At 71.0% G+C, this 20,656-nt stretch carries 18 protein-coding genes; 14 read left to right on the forward strand and 4 right to left on the reverse strand.

What is annotated here, in order from left to right:
* Nucleotides 1-59: 59 nt before the first annotated feature.
* From DLJ59_RS08935 to DLJ59_RS08955, 5 genes are all read left to right on the forward strand, one after another.
* On the forward strand, nt 60-563 hold the full coding sequence (locus DLJ59_RS08935; RefSeq protein WP_124772032.1) for an Lrp/AsnC family transcriptional regulator: 504 nt from the start codon (nt 60-62) through the stop codon (nt 561-563).
* Between the two features lie 70 nt (nt 564-633).
* A complete protein-coding gene (locus DLJ59_RS08940) occupies nt 634-2,085 on the forward strand; it encodes an outer membrane protein assembly factor BamB family protein (protein WP_425271404.1) in 1,452 nt (483 codons plus the stop codon).
* Nucleotides 2,086-2,212: 127 nt separating this feature from the next.
* Complete coding sequence (locus tag DLJ59_RS08945; protein WP_124772033.1) at nt 2,213-3,880, forward strand: fumarate hydratase; 1,668 nt, start codon at nt 2,213-2,215, stop codon at nt 3,878-3,880.
* Nucleotides 3,881-4,142: 262 nt separating this feature from the next.
* On the forward strand, nt 4,143-7,121 hold the full coding sequence (locus DLJ59_RS08950) for an AfsR/SARP family transcriptional regulator (RefSeq protein WP_124772034.1): 2,979 nt from the start codon (nt 4,143-4,145) through the stop codon (nt 7,119-7,121).
* Between the two features lie 35 nt (nt 7,122-7,156).
* Nucleotides 7,157-8,566, forward strand: coding sequence for a class II fumarate hydratase (locus tag DLJ59_RS08955; protein WP_208648605.1), 1,410 nt, complete (start codon nt 7,157-7,159; stop codon nt 8,564-8,566).
* Nucleotides 8,567-8,617: 51 nt separating this feature from the next.
* Here the strand turns inward: DLJ59_RS08955 and DLJ59_RS08960 are convergent, their stop codons facing one another.
* Nucleotides 8,618-8,908 (reverse strand): hypothetical protein, encoded by a 291-nt coding sequence (locus DLJ59_RS08960; protein WP_124772036.1) that lies wholly within the window; start codon nt 8,906-8,908, stop codon nt 8,618-8,620.
* A 563-nt stretch (nt 8,909-9,471) separates the two neighbouring features.
* Between DLJ59_RS08960 and DLJ59_RS08965 the strand changes: the two genes are divergently transcribed.
* The 3 genes from DLJ59_RS08965 to DLJ59_RS08975 all read left to right on the forward strand — a co-directional run bounded on the left by DLJ59_RS08965 (nt 9,472) and on the right by DLJ59_RS08975 (nt 11,176).
* A complete protein-coding gene (locus tag DLJ59_RS08965) occupies nt 9,472-10,284 on the forward strand; it encodes a helix-turn-helix domain-containing protein (protein WP_124772037.1) in 813 nt (270 codons plus the stop codon).
* On the forward strand, nt 10,275-10,457 hold the full coding sequence (locus DLJ59_RS08970; RefSeq protein WP_124772038.1) for a DUF397 domain-containing protein: 183 nt from the start codon (nt 10,275-10,277) through the stop codon (nt 10,455-10,457). The genes DLJ59_RS08965 and DLJ59_RS08970 overlap by 10 nt, the downstream gene beginning before the upstream one ends.
* Nucleotides 10,458-10,576: 119 nt before the next feature.
* On the forward strand, nt 10,577-11,176 hold the full coding sequence (locus DLJ59_RS08975) for a GNAT family N-acetyltransferase (RefSeq protein WP_124772039.1): 600 nt from the start codon (nt 10,577-10,579) through the stop codon (nt 11,174-11,176).
* On the opposite strand, the gene DLJ59_RS08980 is transcribed toward DLJ59_RS08975, so the two are convergent.
* Nucleotides 11,143-11,688, reverse strand: coding sequence for a CGNR zinc finger domain-containing protein (locus tag DLJ59_RS08980; protein ID WP_124772040.1), 546 nt, complete (start codon nt 11,686-11,688; stop codon nt 11,143-11,145). The genes DLJ59_RS08975 and DLJ59_RS08980 overlap by 34 nt on opposite strands.
* An 86-nt stretch (nt 11,689-11,774) precedes the next feature.
* Here DLJ59_RS08980 and DLJ59_RS08985 point away from each other — a divergent pair, with 86 nt between their 5' ends.
* The 3 genes from DLJ59_RS08985 (at nt 11,775) to DLJ59_RS08995 (ending at nt 15,403) form a co-directional block, all read left to right on the forward strand.
* Nucleotides 11,775-12,731: an EamA family transporter gene (locus DLJ59_RS08985; protein ID WP_124772041.1), complete on the forward strand. Its 957-nt coding sequence runs from the start codon at nt 11,775-11,777 to the stop codon at nt 12,729-12,731.
* A 108-nt stretch (nt 12,732-12,839) separates the two neighbouring features.
* The gene (locus tag DLJ59_RS08990) at nt 12,840-13,610 is read left to right on the forward strand and encodes an HAD family hydrolase (protein ID WP_124772042.1); all 771 of its coding nucleotides are present in this window, start codon (nt 12,840-12,842) and stop codon (nt 13,608-13,610) included.
* Between the two features lie 98 nt (nt 13,611-13,708).
* Entirely contained in the window at nt 13,709-15,403 is a 1,695-nt protein-coding gene (locus DLJ59_RS08995) for a S8 family serine peptidase (protein ID WP_124772043.1), read from the forward strand.
* A gap of 238 nt (nt 15,404-15,641) precedes the next feature.
* Here DLJ59_RS08995 and DLJ59_RS37285 read toward each other — a convergent pair whose 3' ends face one another.
* Complete coding sequence (locus tag DLJ59_RS37285) at nt 15,642-16,247, reverse strand: endonuclease domain-containing protein (RefSeq protein ID WP_244235915.1); 606 nt, start codon at nt 16,245-16,247, stop codon at nt 15,642-15,644.
* A 279-nt stretch (nt 16,248-16,526) separates the two neighbouring features.
* On the opposite strand from DLJ59_RS37285, the gene DLJ59_RS37290 reads away from it, so the two are divergent.
* Nucleotides 16,527-16,667 (forward strand): hypothetical protein, encoded by a 141-nt coding sequence (locus tag DLJ59_RS37290; protein WP_244235916.1) that lies wholly within the window; start codon nt 16,527-16,529, stop codon nt 16,665-16,667.
* A 513-nt stretch (nt 16,668-17,180) separates the two neighbouring features.
* Here DLJ59_RS37290 and DLJ59_RS09005 read toward each other — a convergent pair.
* Complete coding sequence (locus DLJ59_RS09005) at nt 17,181-17,789, reverse strand: IclR family transcriptional regulator (RefSeq protein WP_244235918.1); 609 nt, start codon at nt 17,787-17,789, stop codon at nt 17,181-17,183.
* Nucleotides 17,790-18,080: 291 nt separating this feature from the next.
* On the opposite strand from DLJ59_RS09005, the gene cysS reads away from it, so the two are divergent.
* A complete protein-coding gene (gene cysS, locus DLJ59_RS09010) occupies nt 18,081-19,496 on the forward strand; it encodes a cysteine--tRNA ligase (RefSeq protein WP_124772045.1) in 1,416 nt (471 codons plus the stop codon).
* Nucleotides 19,496-20,626, forward strand: coding sequence for a 23S rRNA (guanosine(2251)-2'-O)-methyltransferase RlmB (gene rlmB, locus DLJ59_RS09015; protein WP_124772046.1), 1,131 nt, complete (start codon nt 19,496-19,498; stop codon nt 20,624-20,626). The genes cysS and rlmB overlap by 1 nt, the downstream gene beginning before the upstream one ends.
* Nucleotides 20,627-20,656: the final 30 nt, after the last annotated feature.

Here is a 20,656-nt window from a genome sequence, read left to right on the forward strand (position 1 = left end):
GCTGGGCAACTGTTGCAAGAAATGCTGGTCAGGTTGCACATTCGGTATGGTCTGCACTCATGAATGGTGAGCAGAATGTACAGCTCGATCCGCTCGACGTGCGCTTGATCGAACTGCTCACCGAGGAGCCGCGGATCGGGGTGCTGGAGTGCTCCCGGCGGCTCGGGGTGGCCCGGGGCACCGTGCAGGCCCGGCTGGACAAGCTCATCGAGCGGCGGGTCATCGAGGGCTTCGGCCCCGAGATCGCGCCGGCCGCGATCGGGTTCGGAGTGACCAGCTTCGTCACCCTGGAGATCAGTCAGCGGCACGGCCACGACCCGGTCACCGCTCACCTCGCCGCCATCCCCGAGGTGCTGGAGGCGCACACCATCACCGGCTCCAGCGACCTGCTCTGCCGGATCGTGGCCCGCTCCAACACGGACCTGCAACGGGTCATCGACCAGATCGTCTCGTCCGCGGGCATCACCCGGGCCTCCACGATCATCGCGTTGGCCGAGCAGATTCCCTACCGCACGCTTCCGTTGGTGCGCAGCGCTGTTCGGGCCGAGGGAAAGGTGCTGTAACACCTCCGAGCCCAGAAAGCGCGGCGACACGGCGACGCGGGCGTACGGAAGATCCGTGATCGTGGCTACGGTGTGCGGTGTGGCGAAGGGGAGCGTACGCGGTGGGCTGCTGCTCGGCCTTGCCGTGGTCGTCGCGCTCGCCGCGACCGGCGTGTGGAATCCGTTCCCCGGTCTGTGGGACTGGGTGGACCGCAGCGAACCCATCTCCGAGCCCGACGTGGTCTGGCAGCAACGGGTCGGCGGCACGCCGCGCAGCGTGACCATCGCCGGCGACACCGTCGTGGTCGAGCAGCGCACCCGGGTCGAGGCGCGCAGCCTGGCCACCGGCGCCCAACTCTGGGAGCGCAAGGCGGACTGGGCGGCGGTCGCCGGCGGTGACCGCGACCCGGTGGTGGCCGTGGGCAAGCTCCTGGTCAACGGGTACGAGCTGCTCGACCCGACGACCGGGGTGACCCGGCGACGTGACGACGACGCGGTGGCCGTCTGGACGTACCGCAATCTGCTCCTCGACGCCCGCTGCACCGACGCCACCGACTGCACCCTGAGCGCCTGGGACCCGCGTGGCACCGCGCCGCTCTGGACGGCCTTCCTGCCCGGGGTGCACAGCGGTCTGCTCGCCGACAACCCGGGTCTGCGCGGCACCCGCCGGCTCACCGCCAACCGGATCGACGACGGGGTGGCCGGGGCCGAGGCCGCGCCACCGCTGCTCGGCTTCCCGGTCGACGGTCGGGTCCACGTGGTCGACACCGCCACCGGCCGGGTGTTGCAGAACGTCGAACCGACCCGGGACGAGCGGCTCTCCGTGGTGGGCGGTCGACTGCTGCGGATCGCCGCCCGATCCCAGGACGGCAGCTGTTACTTCGCCATCTCCGCCCGGGACTCGGCGACCGGGCAGGAGGCCTGGCACCAGGCCGGCGTCAACCTGCGCACCGCCGACTCCGCCGGCTGCGTGCAACGCGAGGACCCGCAGGGTGCGCGGAACGTGCTGATCGGCGTCGCTCCGGACGGCCGGGAGGCAGTCATCGACGGGTACGACGGACGGCTGCTCTGGGTCGGTGATTCGGGCACCAAGTTGATCGCGGTGGACGACCGTTCGGCGGTGTTCCGGGCCGCCGACAAGCGCTCCGTGGTCGCCCGTGAGCTGGGCACCGAGAAGGTGCTCTGGAGGCGACCGGCCAGCGGCAAGGCCGGGGCCGCGCTCACCCCGTACGCGGTGGTGGTGGTCGATGAGAAGCCGTCGCGGCTGGCGGCACTGGACCCGCGCACCGGCCGGGAGTTGGCCGCCCTGCGCACCTCGGCGAACGCGCTCGCCGTCGGGTCACAGGGCATGATCATTGGCGAGGGGCGGGAGATCGGGTACGTCCGCTTCGGCGCGTCCGGAACCTCGCCCACCCGACCACCCGGCGACGGTGGGAATCCCGGGCCCGGCGGCCCCGGCCCCGACCCCGGCCGGCCGAACAACGGCGACTGCGGGCCGAAGGGGGAACTCTGCGCCGAACCGGGCGGCGGCAAGGACGGCTGAGCCGGCGACTCGCACGACGATCCGGGGCGGTGTGCCGGGCCCGGCACACCTGGTGGATGAGAGCGGCGTCCCAGGACCCGCCCGGCGGGTGGGAGTGATCGACCGGTCTGCCCTAGGCTTGCCGCTCATGAGCAGTGCCGCCGCATTCTCGTACGCCCCCCTGCTGCCAACCGGCCCCGATCAGACGGACTATCGCCTGGTCACCGACGAGGGCGTGGACGTCGTACACGGCCCGGGAGGCCGCCGTTTCCTCACCGTGGAACCGGCCGCGCTCACCGCGCTGACCGCCGAGGCGATGCACGACATCGCGCACTTCCTGCGCCCCGCGCACCTGGCGCAGCTCCGGGCGATCATCGACGACCCGGCCGCCTCGCCGAACGACAGGTTCGTCGCGCTGGATCTGCTGCGCAACGCCAACATCGCCGCCGGCGGTGTCCTGCCCATGTGCCAGGACACCGGCACCGCCATCGTGATGGGCAAACGCGGCCGGCACGTGCTGACCGACGGCGCCGACGCCGAGGCCATTTCCCGGGGCGTCTACCAGGCGTACACCAAGCTCAACCTGCGCTACTCCCAACTCGCCCCGCTGACCATGTGGGACGAGCGGAACACCGGCAGCAACCTCCCCGCCCAGGTGGACCTGTACGCCGAGGACCCGGACGGGCACCCCGACGCGTACAAGTTCCTGTTCATGGCCAAGGGCGGTGGCTCGGCCAACAAGTCGTACCTCTACCAGGAGACGAAGGCGCTGCTCAACCCCACGCGGATGATGCAGTTCCTGGAGGAGAAGCTGCGGCTGATCGGCACCGCCGCCTGCCCGCCGTACCACCTGGCCATCGTCATCGGCGGCACGTCCGCCGAGTACGCGCTGAAGACCGCGAAGTACGCCAGCGCCAAGTACCTCGACGCGCTGCCGACCTCGGGCTCGATGAGCGCGCACGGCTTCCGTGACCTGGAGCTGGAGGCGGAGGTGCTGGAGCTGACCCGCAACTTCGGCATCGGCGCGCAGTTCGGTGGGCGGTACTTCTGCCACGACGTGCGGGTGGTCCGGCTGCCTCGGCACGGCGCGTCCTGCCCGGTGGCGATCGCCGTCTCCTGCTCGGCGGACCGGCAGGCCGTCGCCAAGATCACCCCGTCGGGGGTGTGGCTGGAGCGCCTCGAAACCGACCCGGCGCGGTTCCTGCCCGACGTCACCGACGATTCGCTCGACGCCGAGCTGGTCGTCCGGGTCGACCTGAACCGGCCGATGGACGAGATCCGCGCGGAGCTGTCGAAGTACCCGGTGAAGACCCGCCTCTCGCTCTCCGGGCCGCTCGTGGTCGCCCGGGACATCGCCCACGCCAAGATCGCCGAGCGGTTGGACGCCGGTGAGCCGATGCCGCAGTACCTGCGCGACCACGCGGTGTACTACGCCGGCCCGGCGAAAACCCCAGAGGGGTACGCGTCCGGCTCGTTCGGCCCGACCACCGCCGGCCGGATGGACGCGTACGTGGAGAAGTTCCAGGCCGCCGGTGGCTCGCAGGTGATGCTGGCCAAGGGCAACCGTTCCCGTCAGGTGACCCGCTCCTGCCAGCAGCACGGCGGCTTCTACCTCGGCTCGATCGGCGGCCCCGCGGCCCGCCTCGCCCAGGACTGCATCAAGCACGTCGAGGTGCTCGAGTACGCGGAGCTGGGCATGGAGGCGGTCTGGAAGATCGAGGTCGAGGACTTCCCCGCCTTCATCGTGGTCGACGACAAGGGCAACGACTTCTTCGCCGAGGTCACCAAGCCGGTGCTCACCGTCGGTCGCCGCTGACCCGACCGATGAGCGAACGGGCGCCGGGCGAGTTCCGTCCGGCGCCCGTGCTGTCGCCCCTGTGTTGCTGAAAACCCGGCACGCCCGCCCCGCTGGGGTGGGACGGGCGCGCCGCCCCCGTCGGATGCCGTCACCGACAACCCGGAACGAGTCTGCTGCGCACCGCTGCCGATCCGCTCTCAGATCACTCTCGCCTGACCAAGGCGATCTGTCACCACCGGACTACTCTGCTGGAAGTTGCACCACTGACGCGGGAGAGCAGATGCGGTTCGGGATCCTGGGGCCTCTGCGGGTGGGCGGTGGCGAGTCCACAGTCACCGCGGGACGCGACCGGACCGTGCTCGCCATGCTGCTGTTGCGGGCCGGCCGGCTCGTGCCGGTCGATGAACTGGTCGACGCGGTGTGGGAGGACCGCCCGCCGGCCACCGCCCGCGGGCAGTTGCAGACCTGCGTGTCGCGGTTGCGTCGCCGGTTCACCGAACTCGGGCTGGCACCGGAGCTCATCGTCACCGATCCGGCGGGGTACGGCCTGCGTACCGCACCGAACGACCTCGACGTCGAGGTCTTCAGCCGGGGCGTGGAGGCGGCCCGTGCCCTGGTCGTCGCCGGCCGACTGGCCGAGGCGGGCACGGAATTCCGCGCCGCGCTGGCGCTGTGGCGCGGACCGACACTCGGCGGCATCGCAAGTAGGAGCGTCCGTCGCCGCGCCCAGGCACTCGACGAGCAACGCCTCACCGCGTTGGAGGAGTGCGTCGACGTCGAGCTGCGCCTTGGTCGGGCAGCCGAGCTGATCGAGGAACTGGCGGAGAGCGTCGACCGGCATCCGTTGCGGGAGCGCCTGCGAGGCCAGCTGATGTTGGCGCTTTCCTCGGTCGGGCGGCAGGCCGACGCACTCGCCGTGTACCGCGAGGGCCGGCGGACGTACGCCGAGGAGTTGGGCATCGAGCCGGGGGCCGCTCTGCAGGAACTGCACCAGCGGGTGCTCGCCGGCGACCTCGCCCTGGCCGGCCGACCGGCCCTACCCGTCGGCCCGGTTCGTGCGCTGCCCCGGGCGATCGGCGACTTCACCGGCCGGCAGCAGACGCTGGCCCGGCTGGTCAAGGAGGTGGAGGCCGGTGCCCGGATCCAGCTCATCGACGGCATGGCGGGCAGCGGCAAGACCACCCTCGCGGTGCATCTCGCCACCGCTCTCGCAGACGACTACCCGGACGCCCAGCTCTACATCGACCTGCACGGGCACAGCGAGGGCACCCCATTGACGCCGGCCGCGGCGGTCGCCACGCTGCTGCGGCAGCTCGGTGTGCCCGCCGAGAGGGTGCCGACGAGCCAGGACGACCGGTTGGCGCTCTGGCGTAGCGAGCTTGCCGGTCGGCGGGCCCTGCTGGTGCTCGACAACGCGGCGACCGCCGACCAGGTGACGCCGCTGCTGCCCAACGGCTCGCACTGCCTGATTCTGATCACCAGCCGCCGCCGGCTGGTCGGGGTGGACGAGGGACGGCCGTCGTCGCTGCCCGTGCTCGACACCGACGAGGGGGTCGAGTTGCTGGGGCGGGTGGTCGGTATGAACCGGGTGGCTGCCGAGCCGGAGGCCGCCACCGAGGTGGTCCGGCGCTGTGGTCACCTGCCACTCGCCATCCGGCTGGCCGGTGCCCGACTGGCGCACCGACCCCGTTGGCGCATCGCCGACCTGGCCGAGCGGCTGAGCACCCGGCCGGATCCACTGGCCGAGTTCGAGGCGGGCGAACGGTCCGTCGGTCGGGCCTTCGCCCTGTCGTACGCCCAGGTGTCGCCGGCGGCGCAGCGCGCGTTCCGGCTGCTGGGCGTGCACCCGGGAGTACGGTTCGACAACGCGGTCACCGCCGTACTGGCCGAGCTGTCCCTACCCGAGGCCCAGGACCTGCTGGACGAGTTGGTCGACGCGCACCTGGTGGAGGAGGCGGAGCCGGGCCGGTACCAGTTGCACGACCTGGTCCGGGAGTACGCGCGGACGCTGGTGGCCGAGCCGGAGCGGACGGTCGAGCGTCGCGGCGCTATCGAACGTCTGCTCGATCACCACCTGCAGGTCGCCACCACGATTGCCCGCGAGAGGGAACTCTCCGCGCTCCGCTCGCTGATCGTGGTGGGGGAGCCGCTCCGCCCTGACCTGGTCATGCTCGTCGCCGAGCAGGGTCGAGCCTGGCTCGACGAGAACCTGGCCGCATGGACAGCCCTGGTCCGGTTGGCGGAGACCGAGGGGTTTCTCCGCTACTGCTGGCAGTTGGCGAGAGCCTGCTGGCACGCCCAGTTCGAGGGCGGTCGCCTGGATGAACTGGTTGAGACACACAGCATCGGCCTGCGCGCCGCCGAGCAGTTGGGTGACGACAGGGCGGCGGGGATGATGCTCAACTATCTCGCCTCGGCCCATTACCGGCTGGGTGATTTCCCCACGGCGATCCGGGTGATGGAGAGGTCACGCGACATCTTCCGCCGCCTGGATCTGCGCTACGAATACCGCAACACCCTGGGCAACCTGGGCACCGCCTACGCGGCCAACTTTCAGTTCCGCCAGGCTCGCGAGTCCTACGACGCCGCTCGGGCGTTGGCGACGCGGATGGGCGACACGACGGCGCTGGCGAACGAACTCAACAACCTGACGATCACCCTGCTCCTCTGGGGGCGACACGACGAGGCGCTGCGCAACGCTCGGCGGCACCTGGGGATCGCCCGCGAGGTCGGCGACACGCGGCGGATCGGCAACGCCCTCGGGCACCTCGGGATGGTCCGACATCGGATGGGCGACGTGGTGCCGGCCGCACGGTTGTTGCGGGTGGCGCTGCGCATCAAGCGCCAGATGGGCGCCCGATTCGGTGAGGGTGAGGTGCTCAACGAGATCGGGATGATGGAACGGGAGGCCGGCCGTCCGGAAGAGGCCGCTGACCTGCACCGTGCGGCGCTGGTCGCGATGACCGAGGCGGGGGATCGCGTCGGCCAGTGCGGCTCGCGCAACCTGCTGGCCCGAGCCATCCTGGATCAGGGGGACGCGAGCAGCGCGCTCGACCTGCATCGTCGGGTGCTCGTCGACGCCACCGGGCTGGGTTCCCCACACGAGCAGGGTCGGGCGCTGGAGGGCATCGCCCGCTGTTTGCTGGCGACCGATCCGGCGGCGGCGCGGGCGCACCTGACCCGGGCGCTGGCCCTGTTCCGGCAGATCGAGTCGCCGGACCAGCACGAGGTGGAACGGTTGCTCGCCGAGTTGGGCTGACGGATCATCTGCGAGTCGGCCACGGGCGCGGCAGGATGGTACGCGTGACGACTCCAGAAGCGACCGGTTACCGCATCGAACGCGACTCGATGGGCGAGGTGGAGGTGCCCGCCGACGCGCTGTGGCGGGCACAGACCCAGCGTGCGGTGCAAAACTTCCCGATCTCCGGCCGGGGCATCGAGCCGGCCCAGATCAAGGCTCTCGCTCAGATCAAGGGCGCGGCGGCCGAGGTCAACGGCGAATTGGGCGTGATCGACGCGAACGTGGCGGCCGCCATCGCGGCCGCCGCCGCGCACGTGGCCGACGGCGGTTACGACGACCAGTTCCCGGTGGACGTGTTCCAGACCGGCTCCGGCACGTCGTCGAACATGAACACCAACGAGGTGATCGCCACACTGGCGAGCCGTGAGCTGGGCTCACCGGTGCACCCGAACGACCACGTCAACGCCTCCCAGTCCAGCAACGACGTCTTCCCCTCGTCGATCCACCTGGCGGCCACCCAGTTCATCGTGGAGGACCTGCTGCCGTCGCTGGGGCACCTTGCTGCCGCGCTGGAGGCCAAGGCGGCGGAGTTCGAGACGGTGGTCAAGGCGGGGCGTACGCACCTGATGGACGCCACGCCGGTCACTCTTGGTCAGGAGTTCGGCGGGTACGCCGCCCAGGTCCGCTACGGCATCGAACGCCTGGAGGGCGCGGTGCCCCGACTGGCCGAGCTGCCCCTGGGTGGCACCGCCGTGGGCACCGGGATCAACACGCCGCTCGGTTTCGCCGCCGCCGTGATCGACAAGCTGCGTGAGTCGACCGGGTTGCCGCTGTCCGAGGCGCGCAACCATTTCGAGGCGCAGGGCGCGCGCGACGCGCTGGTGGAGACGTCGGGGCAACTGCGCACCATCGCCATCGGCCTCTACAAGATCGCGAACGACATCCGCTGGATGGGCTCCGGCCCGCGCGCCGGTCTGCGGGAGCTGCGCATCCCCGACCTCCAGCCCGGCTCGTCGATCATGCCGGGCAAGGTCAATCCGGTGGTCGCCGAGGCGATGCGGCAGGTCTGCGCCCAGGTGATCGGCAACGACGCGACAGTTGGGTTCGCCGGCTCGCAGGGCGACTTCGAGCTGAACGTGATGCTTCCCGTGATGGGCCGCAACCTGCTGGAATCGATCCGGTTGCTCTCCGCGGTGAGCCGGCTCTTCGCCGACCGGCTGGTGGTCGGCCTGGTCGCGGACGCCGAGGTCTGCCTGGCGTACGCCGAGGGCTCACCGTCGATCGTCACCCCACTCAACCGCTACCTGGGGTACGACGAGGCTGCGTCGATCGCCAAGGAGGCGCTGGCCAAGCAGACGTCGATCCGTGAGGTGGTGATCGCCCGGGGTCACGTCGACTCCGGCAAGCTCACCGACACCCAGCTCGACGAGACGTTGGATCTGCTCCGAATGACCCACCCCTGAGCCGGCCCGCCCTGCCCGTGCTGCCGTGCCTGCCGTGCCTGCCGGCCCTGGTCAGGGCAGGTGCCGTGGTCTCGCCCAGCCGAGGAAGCGGGTGAAGAGCGCCGCCGGGTCGGGGCCATCGTGCGGGTTGAGCCGGTACAGGTCGGCGGCTGCCTCGTGCAGGACCGCGCACAGGTAGACGCTCAAACCGATCCGATCGTGCGCGTACTCCTGGCGGAGAGCCAGTCGGGCGACCGAGCACGGCCAGGGAGCGGCGCAGACCCGACAGAGCCAGAGCGGACGCAGCGGCAGGTGCGGTCGGCTCGGTGTGGTCGCGCGGTCGGGCAGGGCGGTCCGGGGCATGGTGTTGCGGTCCTTTCGAGCTGACTCGCTTGTGGCATCACTGCGCGCCCTCGCGCCCTGGCGGGTGCCTGAGGCGGCCGGGGGGGGTGAGGGACGGCCGGTTGCCCTTTGCTCTGCACCCGCGGGTGCGACGGCTACGGTCCGCGACTGGTGCCTATTGGGGTGCAGAGCAAAGGGGGATGGCCTGTGCCCATCACCACGGTGAGGGGGCGGTTGGTGATCAAGGACTTGGTTGGCCAGCCGCCGCACTGACGCAAAGGCGTTGCCCTAGGTGTAGTGGTTTCGCACGTCAGGACCCACTGCGTCCACGATCGAGCACGATCTTGTGCGGTCGGTCGGTTTGGTCTGGGGGTGGGGCCGCCCGGCACGGGAGATCGGGCGGCCCCGTACGACGCCGCCGGGCCCCGGGGGACGGGGAGCGGTGCCGCACTTCACAGTCTGGTGATCGGACGACTACGGTCGGAAGGGTTCAGCCCACCTGTCGTAGCTGCCCTGTTCGCAGGCCGCGCCGGCTCTGGTGGTCGGCTGGAGTTGATCGTCGGCGGGTTGGAGAGTGGCTGGGCATGGCCGATGGACAGATGACGGCGGCGGCGTTCCTGGTCGCGGAGCTGCGCCGGGCGCGGGCACGGCGCGGCTGGAGTCAGGACGAGCTGGCCAAGGCGGTCAACTACTCGGCGTCGATGGTCAGCGCCGTCGAGCTGGGTCAGCAGCCGCCCACCGCCAAGTACCTGGAACTCGTCGACCGCGCCCTGGACACCGGCGGCCTCTTCGGCCGCATGTCCACCGAACTGGTCAGCCTGGACCGGGCGCAGCCCTGGCTACGAGGCTGGCAGGCGATCTTCGCGCAGGCGCGCACACTCCGGTGGTACGAGCCTCGCTACGTGCCCGGGCTCTTCCAGACGGAGGACTACGCCCGGGCGGTCTTCGAGGCTGGCGGTCTGCTCGCTCCCGACGAGGTCGACCGGCGACTGACCGACCGGATGAATCGCCAGGATGTGCTGCACAGCGAGCGTGCCCCGCGGATCGTAGCGGTGCTGGACGAGGCGGTGCTGCGTCGACGGGTGGGCGGGCGAAAGGTGATGCACGACCAGACGCTGCACCTGGCACGCATCGCCACTGAGCACCCTCGGGTCCGGCTGCACGTGGTTCCGAGATCCGCCGAGGAGTATCCAGGGCTGGGCGGGCAGTTCGCGCTCGCCGCCCTGCCGGACGGCGCCGAGCTGGCGTATCTGGACTGTCAGGTTCGCGGCCAGGAGCTGGACCAGCCGCAGGATCTCTTGCGGTTGCAACGGGTCTGGGAGGCTACCTTGGGCGAAGCCCTGCCCCCGCAGGCTTCCATCGAGCTGATGAACGAGGTGGCCGAGTCATGGAGCTGATCGGCGCTGAGTGGCGCAAGAGCAGCCGTAGCAACCAGGACGCCAACTGCGTCGAGGTGGCTACGAATCTGGGGGACGTGGTCGGGGTGCGAGACAGTAAGGACTCGGACGGACCCGTGCTCGTTGTCGACGCGTACTCCTGGCGGCTCTTCGTGGCCGCGCCGCCGCGCTGACGCGACCGCCTCGCCCGCGACGGCGGTCGGGGTTCCCCGCGCTACGTCGCCGGCGCGGTTGTTGGGGTGGCCTGGGTAAACGGCTCGACGGTGTCACCGGGGCGGCGGATGATCCGGCCATGGGTGACGATGGGGCGGCGGTGCCGGCGGGGACCGAGCGGCTGCGGTTGCGGCGGCTGACCATGGCTGACGTGGATGTGCTGGTCGAGTTGGACAGCGACCCCGAGGTGATGCGCTTCCTCACCGGTGGTGTCGCGACTCCGGTGGCCACCGTGCGCGACGAGCAGTTGCCGAGGCTGCTGGCCCAGTACGACAGGCATCCCGGGCTGGGTCGGTGGGCGGCACATGATCGGGAGTCCGGCGAGTTCCTCGGTTGGTTCGCGTTGGACCCGTCGGAGGACGGCACCGAGGCCGAGTTGGGTTACCGGCTGCGCCGCGCGACGTGGGGGCGGGGGCTGGCCACCGAGGGGGCGCGGGCGCTGGTCCGGTACGCCTTCGACAGCGTCGGGGTGCGTCGGGTCTGGGCCGAGACGATGGCGGTCAACGAACGGTCCCGGCGGGTGATGGTGAAGGCCAAGCTGCACTACGTGCGGACCTTCCACCTCCAGTGGGACGACCCGATTCCGGGTACCGAGCAGGGCGAGGTGGAGTACGAGGTGCGGGCCGAGGAATGGGCGACCGTCGGTCAGGAGCGGCTGGCGGCCCGTCGGGCGCGGTAGGCGGTCACCGCCGCGCGGTTGCCGCAGCCGGCCTCGCAGAACCGTCGGGACCGGTTGCGGGACAGGTCGACGACCACGTTGTCGCAGTCCGGGTATTCGCAGATCCGCAGCCGGCTCAGCTCACCGGTACGAACCAGGTCGGCCATCGCCATGGCGGCCTCCACCGCGATGCGGGTGGCCAGCGGCGCGTCGCGGGGCACGGCGTGCAGGTGGTACGGCTCGTCGTCGTGCTCGATGAGCTGGGGTAACGCTTTGTGTTCCAGCAGTAGGCCGTTGACCACCGCGACGATCTCGGCCGGCTCGGCGTGCCAGATGCGGCGCAGTTGGGGCCGTAGCTCCCGGACGGCCTGCAGTTCCGCGTCGGTGTGCTCGTGCCGGCCGCTGTAGGAGTGGCGCACGAAGAACGCGTCCAGCGCCGCGATGTCGGGCAGCAGCTCACCGTCTCGACCTGCGGTGTTGACCAGCGCCGCGGCAGCGATCAGCGAACACTCGGTGTCATGAGCGAATAGCAACTTGACTCCTGTCATGGCTTCCGCCTAGCGTCATTAGCACAAGGATAGTTTGCTCATGACACGATGCCGATTGCGAGGAGCGCGACATGCACTCACGACCTGCTGCCGGCGTCGGGTTGGCGCTGCTCTCCGCAGTCACCTTCGCCACCTCCGGCACCTTCGCGCGATCGCTCATCGACGCCGGCTGGTCAGCCGAGTCCGCGGTGATCGCCCGCGTCGGCGTGGCCGCCCTGGTGCTGGCGATCCCCGCCCTCCTGTCACTGCGGGGCAGATGGCACGTGTTACGGAGCAACGCCACAGCCATCGGGCTGTTCGGGCTCCTCGGGGTGGCATTGGCCCAGGTGTGCTTCTTCAACGCCGTGCGCTACCTGCCCGTCGGTGTCGCGCTGCTGCTGGAATACCTGGGCATCATCCTCGTGGTCGTCTGGATGTGGCTGCGGCACGGGCAGCCACCCCGCCGGCTCACCGTCGCCGGGTCGGTGTCCGCGCTGGTCGGGCTGGCGTTCGTGCTCGACCTCGCCGGCACCGCCGATTTCCACCCGGTGGGCGTGCTCTGGGGACTGGGCGCGGCGTTCGGCCTGGCCGGCTACTTCGTGCTCGCCGGCCGGGTCGACCCCCGGCTGCCCTCGGTCGCCATGGCCAGCGGTGGGATGGCCGTCGGCGCCGCCGTGCTGCTCCTCATCGGGCTGACCGGCCTGCTGCCGCTGCAGGCGACCTTCGGCGAGGTCACCTTCGCCGGGCAGCCCACCAGCTGGTTGGTGCCCATCGCCGGGCTCTCGCTGGTGGCCGCCGTCATCGCGTACCTCGCCGGCATCGCCGGCACCCGGATCCTCGGACCCCGACTGTCGTCGTTCGTCGGGCTGACCGAGGTCCTCTTCGCGGTGCTGATCGCCTGGCTCTTCCTGAACGAGCTGCCCACCGGCTGGCAGCTGTTCGGCGGTGCGCTGATCGTCGCCGGCGTCGCCCTGGTACGCCTCGACGAGCTGCGAGCGACGCCGGCGCCAGTCATGCCCGAGCCCGAGCTGGCGCTTGACGGTCGGTGAGGTTGCCAGGCGGTCCTGCGGTTCGTCCGCGCGCTGTGCGGGAGGGCTGGCGGTGGGTTCGTCGGCACGTGGTGCGGGGCGGCTGGCGGTCGGTGAGAAAGTGGTGTGGTGCTGACGACTGTGGTGTTCGACGCTGACGAGACGCTGCTGGACCTGCGACCCGCCGTGACTGGCGGGTTGGTAGCCGTCCTCGACGAGATGCGGCGGCGCACCCCGGCGGCAGCCGGTGTGACGCTCGCCGAGCTGGAGTCCGATTGGGACGCGGTCTTCGGCGATCTGACGGCCGCCCCGGCGATGGAGATCCGGCGCGCCGCGCTGGCCCGGTCGCTGACCCGCGCCGCGTTGGCCGACCACCTGGACGAGATCGCGGATCTCTTCTTCGCCCGCCGGTTCGCCCTCACCCGACCGTTCCCGGACGTGCCACCGGCGCTGGCCATGCTGCGTCGCCGGTACGCCCTGGGTTTCGCCACCAACGGCAACAGCCGCGCCGAACGGTGCGGGCTCACCGGCGAGTTCGCTTTCGAGCTGTACGCGCACGAGAACGGTCTGCCCAAGAAGCCGGCCCCGGAGTTCTACGCAGCCGTGATCGCAGCGGCCGGCGTGCCAGCCGGGCAGATCGTGTACGTCGGTGACTCCTGGGAGCACGACGTGGTGGCACCTCGGCGGGCCGGCCTGCGATCGGTGTGGCTGAACCGGCTTGGTCTGCCTCGCCCACCCGGTGGCCAGCCCGACGCCGAGGTGTCGAGCATGGCCGACCTGCCGGCCGCGCTCGCAGGTCTGGCCGTCGGGTCGAACAGTGCCGGCACTCTCGATGCTCCAGCTGCTCTCGGTGCTCGGGTGGACGTGGCCGGCGTCGATGCTCTCGGTGCTCGGGCCTAGGTGGAGAAATTCACGGCCATAACGGGCGTTCAGCTGGCGTAATCCGACACGGTATTGTGTGATGGCTGCCACGTCCCTCAACGAGAGGATCCGATGTGGTGAGCAAGCGCTTCACCGCCCGTACGGTCGCGACTGCGGCAGTGCTGGCACTTACGGCTACGGGGTTGGGTGTGCCGGCCAACGCCGCGCCGAGCGACTCCCGCACCTTCACCGTCGTCGCCGAGGACGGCGTCGCCGTTGACACGGCGGTCGCCGCGATCAAGGCGGCTGGCGGCACTGTGGTGTCCCGGTCCGACGAGGTCGGCATGTTCCAGGTCAGCAGCGACCGGGCCGACTTCGCGGCCAGGGCGACCGCCGCGCCGACGCTGATCGGGGCCGCCGAGCAGAAGGCCATCGGCCGCAAGCCGAAGCTGGACCGGGTCGAGCAGGAGCACCTGCTGGCCGCTGCCGGTGCTCGTGCCGGTGCCGGTGCCGGTGCCAAGAAGGGCGCCAAGCTCGATCCGCTCGATGACAAGCTGTGGGGCCTGGAGATGATCCGGGCCGACAAGGCCCGCAAGATCGAGCCGGGCGACCGTCGGGTGACCGTCGGCGTACTGGACACCGGCGTCGACGCCAGCAACCCGGACATCGCGCCGAACTTCAACTGGTCGCTGTCGCGCAACTTCGCGCCCGACCTGACCGACGTGGACGGCCCCTGCGAGGTGCCGAGTTGCCTCGACCCGGTTGGCACCGACGACGGCGGGCACGGCACCCACGTGGCCGGCACGATTGGCGCCGCGGCGAACGGCTTCGGCCTCTCCGGCGTCGCCCCGAACGTCTCGCTGGTCGAGCTCAAGGGCGGCCAGGACTCCGGCTACTTCTTCCTTGAGCCGGTGGTCAACGCCCTGCTCCACGCCGGCCGGTCCGGGATCGACGTGGTCAACATGTCGTTCTACGTCGACCCGTGGCTCTACAACTGCACCGCCAACCCGGCCGACTCGCCCGAGGACCAGGCCGAGCAGCGGGCCATCATCAAGGCGATGAAGCGGGCTCTGGTCTTCGCGCACAACAAGGGCGTTTCCCTCGTCGGTGCGCTCGGCAACAACAACGAAGACCTGGGCGCACCGCGTACCGACGTCACGAGCCCCGACTACGGCGCTGACCCGTACCCCCGGCCGATCGACAACGAGAGCTGCTGGGACCTGCCCACCGAGGGCCCGCACGTGATCGGTGTGTCGTCGGTCGGCCCGTCCGGCAAGAAGTCGGACTTCTCCAACTACGGCACCGAGCAGATTTCGGTCGCCGCGCCGGGTGGTTGGTTCCGGGACGGCTTCGGCACCGACACCTTCCGTACCGACGCCAACATGATCCTCTCGACGTACCCGAAGCATGTGCTTCAGGAGGAGGGCTCGGTCGACGCCGACGGCAACATCGTCGCGGGCTTCGAGAATTCGGTCTTCAAGCAGTGCAAGGCCAACGGTGAGTGCGGCTACTACACCTACCTCCAGGGCACCTCGATGGCGTCCCCGCACGCCGCCGGCGTCGCCGCGCTGATCGTCAGCCGGCACGGCAAGGCGCAGGGTCGGACTGGCTTCGGGATGTCGCCGGACCAGGTCGAGCAGCATCTCTACCGCACGGCCGCCGAGCACGCCTGCCCGGAGCCGCGTCTCCAGCAGTACCGCAACGAGGGCCGGGACGAGACCTACGACGCGTACTGCGCCGGCGGGGTCAACTTCAACGGCTTCTATGGCTACGGGATCGTCGACGCCTACGCGGCGGTGAAGACCCCGCTCAAGCCGAACGCCCGCCCGTAGCGCACATCGCACTGCGGAGGTGGCCCAACCACCACCACCCGGGGCCCGGACGACGCTTGTCGTCCGGGCCCCTCGGTCGTCCGGGCCCCTCGGTCGTCCGGGCCCCTCGGTCGTCCGGGGCCTGCGGTCGTCCGGGGCTCGGTGTCTGACCTCGGTCATGATCGACTCGGGTTTCTGGAAAGCGCGGTGTCGGCGGCTGAGGGATGGCGCGGTTTCCAGGAACCCGAGATGATCCTGGTCATGTGGACGATCCCCGCCGCCACCCGCGGCTGACCAGCGCGTCGCCCACCTCTCGAAGCACCGCGGGGAACTCGCCGTGCAGCCGTCGACTGGTCACGTGCAGGACCAGCCAACCCGCAACGACCAGCTGATTCAGCCGACGGCGATCGCGGTGCAGCTGCTCTGCGTCGGAGTGCCACTTCCCGTCGTACTCCACCGCTACCCGATACTGCGGCCAGGCCAGATCGGGGTGCAGGACAAGGCCGGTGGGCAGGCGTACCGGGTGTTGAACGGCTGGGCGGGGCAGCCCACCCAGCACCAGCCGCACGCGTAGGTGCGACTCTGACGGAGACTCTGCTCTGCCGTCGGCCAGGTCGAAGACCCAGCGCGCTCGTCGCCCACCAGGCCGGTCCGCGTTGCGGGCGGCCAGGGCGGCCAGCGTGTCGCGCTCGGCCAGCCCCTGCCCGAGCAGCGAGTCGACGATGGCGACCGCCCGGACCGGGTCGAGCCAGACAGCCGTTTCCCAGGCAGCCCGCCCCGGGTCCGACCGGGGGATCGGGAGGTCCCGCTCGCTGGGCCTGGGCGGGCTGGCCGCCACCCACCCATCGCCAGGGCGGGCCGTCACGATGCCCCCTGCTCTGACGGACACCGTGGCCGGGCGGGACAGCTGCGGAGCTGGGCGCGGCGACATTAGGCCGACAGGCGGGCGCCGTGCTCCCGTAGGTCGCGCTGCATCACGTGGACGTCCCTCGCCCGGCGGTCGTCCTGGGGCCGGCATTCGTCCGTCGCCCGACGGGCCCCCTTCGTCTGGCATTCGTCCAGCGCCTGGCGGTCGTGGTGCGGTCGGTGGGGGCGCGGCCAGCTCCGGGGCGCCGCTCACCATGACCGGGGTGATGGCGTTGACGTGCACGCTGAGGCCGCGCTGCGGGCCGACCCGCAGCGATCGGGGCACGAGGACGTGCACATCGTCGGTGAAGCTCGCGGCGTGTTGGACGCCGTGCAGATAGGCGGCCGACGGGCCGCCGACCACGACTCCGGGCGGTAGCCGGAGGAGGGCGGCGCGGCACGCGAGGGCGTGGTCCCGGTCCAGCCGCGCATCGGCGTAAATGTCGTGCCGCAACCGCATCCAGGCGGAGCTGCGCAGCTGATGTTCGGTGAGCAGGCCGCCCCGGACAGCGTCGGAGCCGCGGAAGACCTGCCAGGTCAGGGCATCGGGGCGATGCGGACGTGGTGGCATACCGAGCAGCCTGCCGACCACCGACTGGCCACCGAAACCCCTGTGGACAAGCCTCCTCCGCACACGCCGCCGGACCTGTGGACAACCACGAATCCGCCTGCCGATCGTGCTATGTCACCGGCCCGGAGCAACCGACTAACCGGGCATTCGGGCTGCCGGCCGGCGGTGATCCACTCGCGTTTCTGAAAGTCGCGCGGCCGCTGGCCTTGGGACACCGCGACTTCCGTGAACCCGAGTCGATCAAGCCATGGGCGGCGGCGAGGTTCCCCGCGCGGCCGTCAGGTCGGGCGGGGCGCGGCGGTGAGGTGGCGCGGCCGGCGGTCAGCTGAGGGCGGTGGTGATGGCTCGGGCGGCGGCCAGGACCTGGGGGCCGATCGTGTCGACGTCCAGCGGGGCGAGCGCGACCACGCCGACGCTGGCTTCCAGCCCGGGTACGTCGAGAACCGGTGCCGCCACCCCGTACGCCCCGGCCTGTAACTCTCCGCTGCTACTGACCGCCTCTGCCACCCCGGCTCGACCGGCCAGGATCGCCCGGCCGGCCGCTCCCCGGTCCAGTGGATGCCGTGCCCCGGCCCGGTACGCGACGTGGAACGACGTCCAGCTCGGCTCGACCACGGCCAGGGCAACGCCCTCTCCACCTTCGACGACGGTCAGATGCGCGGTGGCGCCGGCCTGCTCGGCGAGGCGGCGCAGTGCGGGCAGCGCACCCTCGGCGAGTAGCGGCTGGGCCCGCCGGGCCAGGTGCAGCAACCCGGCACCGAGGCGCAGCCGCCCTTCTCCGTCGCGGCGCAGCATGCCGTGTCCGGTCAGCGCGCTGACCAGCCGGTAGACGGCGGCCCGGCCGATGCCGAGCCGATTCGCGGCCTCGGTGACGGTAAGCCCGCCAGCGGCGTCGGCGACCAGGTGCAGCAGCCGCAACCCCCGGTCCAACGTCTGCGACGTCTCCCCGCCCCGCCCGGCAACCGCGTCGACCCGCCGTGCACCAGCGCCGACCGGCCCGGAGGCCGCGCCAGCCCGCCTCACACCGGCGTCGGCCGGCCCGGAGGCCGCGTCAGCCCGTTCCGCACCGGCGACAGCCGGCCCGGAGGCCGGGTCGGCAGGGGTGGTGGGGTTGGCTGGCGGGTCACCGGAGCCACCGGAGCGTGCGGTCGCATCCACGCCTGGCAGCGTACGACCCGGCACCGGCGGACCCGGACAGGCACGGACAGCTACCCTTGTACGGTGACGCTACGCCTGTATGACACCGCCACCCGATCGGTGCGGGACTTCGTCCCGCGGGAAGCCGGCAAGGTGGGGGTCTACCTGTGTGGTCTCACCCTCCAATCCCCGCCGCACATCGGTCATCTTCGCTCCGGCGTCAACTATGACGTGCTGCGCCGTTGGCTGATGGCCGCCGGCTACGAGGTCACCTTCATCCGCAATCTGACCGACATCGACGACAAGATTCTGGTCAAGGCGGGTGAGCAGGGTCGTCCGTTCTGGTCGATCGCGTACGCCAACGAGCTGCTGCTCGCCCAGTCTTACCGGGCGTTGAACGTGCTGCCGCCCACCTATGAGCCGCGCGCCACCGGGCACATCCCCGAGATGCACGAGCTGATCACGAAGTTGATCGCCGACGGGCATGCGTACCGGGCGAGTGACGGTTCGGGCGACGTCTACTTCGACGTGGCGTCCTGGCCGGCGTACGGGTCGCTGTCGGGTCAGTCTCCGGACGCCATGCAGTCCGCCGGGGACGCCCCGGACCGGGGCAAGCGGGACCCACGCGACTTCGCGTTGTGGAAGGGCGCCAAACCGGACGAGCCGGCGGACGCCTACTGGCCGTCGCCGTGGGGGTTGGGTCGGCCGGGCTGGCACATCGAGTGCTCAGCGATGTGCTGGCGCTATCTCGGCCCGGAGTTCGACATTCACGGCGGTGGCCTGGATCTGACGTTCCCGCACCACGAGAACGAGATCGCCCAGTCCCAGGCGGCCGGGTTGCCGTTCGCCCGCTACTGGGTGCACCACGGGCTGTTGAGCATCGGCGGGGCCAAGATGGGCAAGTCCGCTGGCAACGCGCTGGGCTTGGCGTACGTGGACTCGCTCGGGGTGCGGCCGGTGGAGCTGCGCTACTACTACGCCGCCGCGCACTACCGCTCGGTGATCGACTACTCGGAGGATTCGCTGCGCGACGCGGCCACCGCGTACCGGCGGATCGAGGGTTTCGTGCTGCGGGCCGCCGAGCGGGTCGGTGCTGAGCAGCTTGGTGAGCTGCCGGCCGGCTTCGTCGCGGCGATGGATGACGACCTCAACACGTCCGCCGCGCTGGCCGTGCTGCAACAGCACATTCGGGACGGCAACACCGCGCTGAGCGTCAGCGATGATGTGACCGTCCGCACCACGCTGGCCGTGGTGCGGGCAATGCTGGATATTCTCGGGATCGACCCCCTCGACCCGGCCTGGACCGGTGGTGGCCGATCGGACGATCTTCGTGCCGTGGTGGATTCCCTGATCGCGCTGGCCCTGGAGCAGCGTGCACAGGCGCGGGGCCGCAAGGACTGGGCCTCCGCTGACGCGGTGCGTGACCAGCTCAAGCTGGCCGGCGTGGTGGTCGAGGACACCCCCCAGGGCCCCCGTTGGACTATTGGAGAGCAGGACTGATGGCCGGCAACTCGCAGCGCCGTGGCCGGCGACTGACGTCGAAGGCGAGCGCCCCCAAGGGCTCCGGTGGCAAGAACAAGGACTCGTTGGCTGGGCGCGGTCGCACCCTGCCCGCGGACGAGCGGCCGTGGCACAAGGGCTACTCGGGCACCGAGAAGCTGCCCCAGCGCACCGCCTGGAAGCAGGACAAGGAGCGCCGCGTGGCGGCCGAGGAGGGGCGCGCCCCCAAGATCGGTCAGCCGGGCAGCAAGGACACCACCTGGGGTCGGGGCGGCGGTCGGGGCGTACCGGTCGGTCGGGGTGCTGCCGGCGGACGGGGCGGCAAGCCCACCGGGCGGTCCGGTCCCCGGGTGACGCCGGGGCGCAAGTCCAACCCGTCCAAGGACACCCCTGAGCTGCTGGTCGGGCGCAACCCGGTGCTGGAGGCGCTGCGCGCCAACGTGCCGGCGACGGCGCTCTACACCGCCCAGGGCATCGACATGGACGACCGGATCAACGAGATCATCCGGACCGCCGCCGACCGGGGCATCGCCAACCTGGAGATCAGCCGCGCCGAGTTGGACCGGATGACCGGCGGGGTGCTGCACCAGGGCGTCGGCTTGCAGGTGCCGCCGTTCGCGTACCAGCCGTTCGAGGACATGGTCGCCGCTGCGTTGGAGCAGCAGGCCCCGCTGCTGGTCGCGCTGGACGGTGTCACCGACCCGCGCAACCTGGGCGCCGTGATCCGGTCGGCTGCCGCGTTCGGCGCGCAGGGTGTCTTCGTACCCGAGCGTCGTGCCGCCGGCATCACCGCGACCGCCTGGCGGACCAGTGCCGGCGCGGCCGCGCGGGTGCCCGTGGCGCAGGTGACCAACCTGACCCGGTCGCTGAAGGCGTGCCGCGACGCCGGCTTCATGGTCGTCGGCCTGGATGCCGACGGCGACACCGACCTCTACAACCTGGAGGCCGCTGTCGGTCCCCTGGTGGTGGTGGTCGGTTCCGAGGGGCGCGGCCTTTCCCGCCTGGTCGGGGAGACCTGCGACCTGACCGTCAGCATCCCGATGATCTCCGAGGTCGAGTCGCTCAACGCCAGCGTGGCGGCGGCGGTCGCCCTGGCCGAGGTCGCCCGCCGACGCTCCGTCGAGCTGTAGCGCACGTCCACGAAGGCCCCCTCCCGCCGA

This window comes from Micromonospora inaquosa, assembly GCF_003857055.1.
In the GTDB taxonomy this organism is placed as follows: Bacteria; Actinomycetota; Actinomycetes; order Mycobacteriales; family Micromonosporaceae; genus Micromonospora; species Micromonospora inaquosa.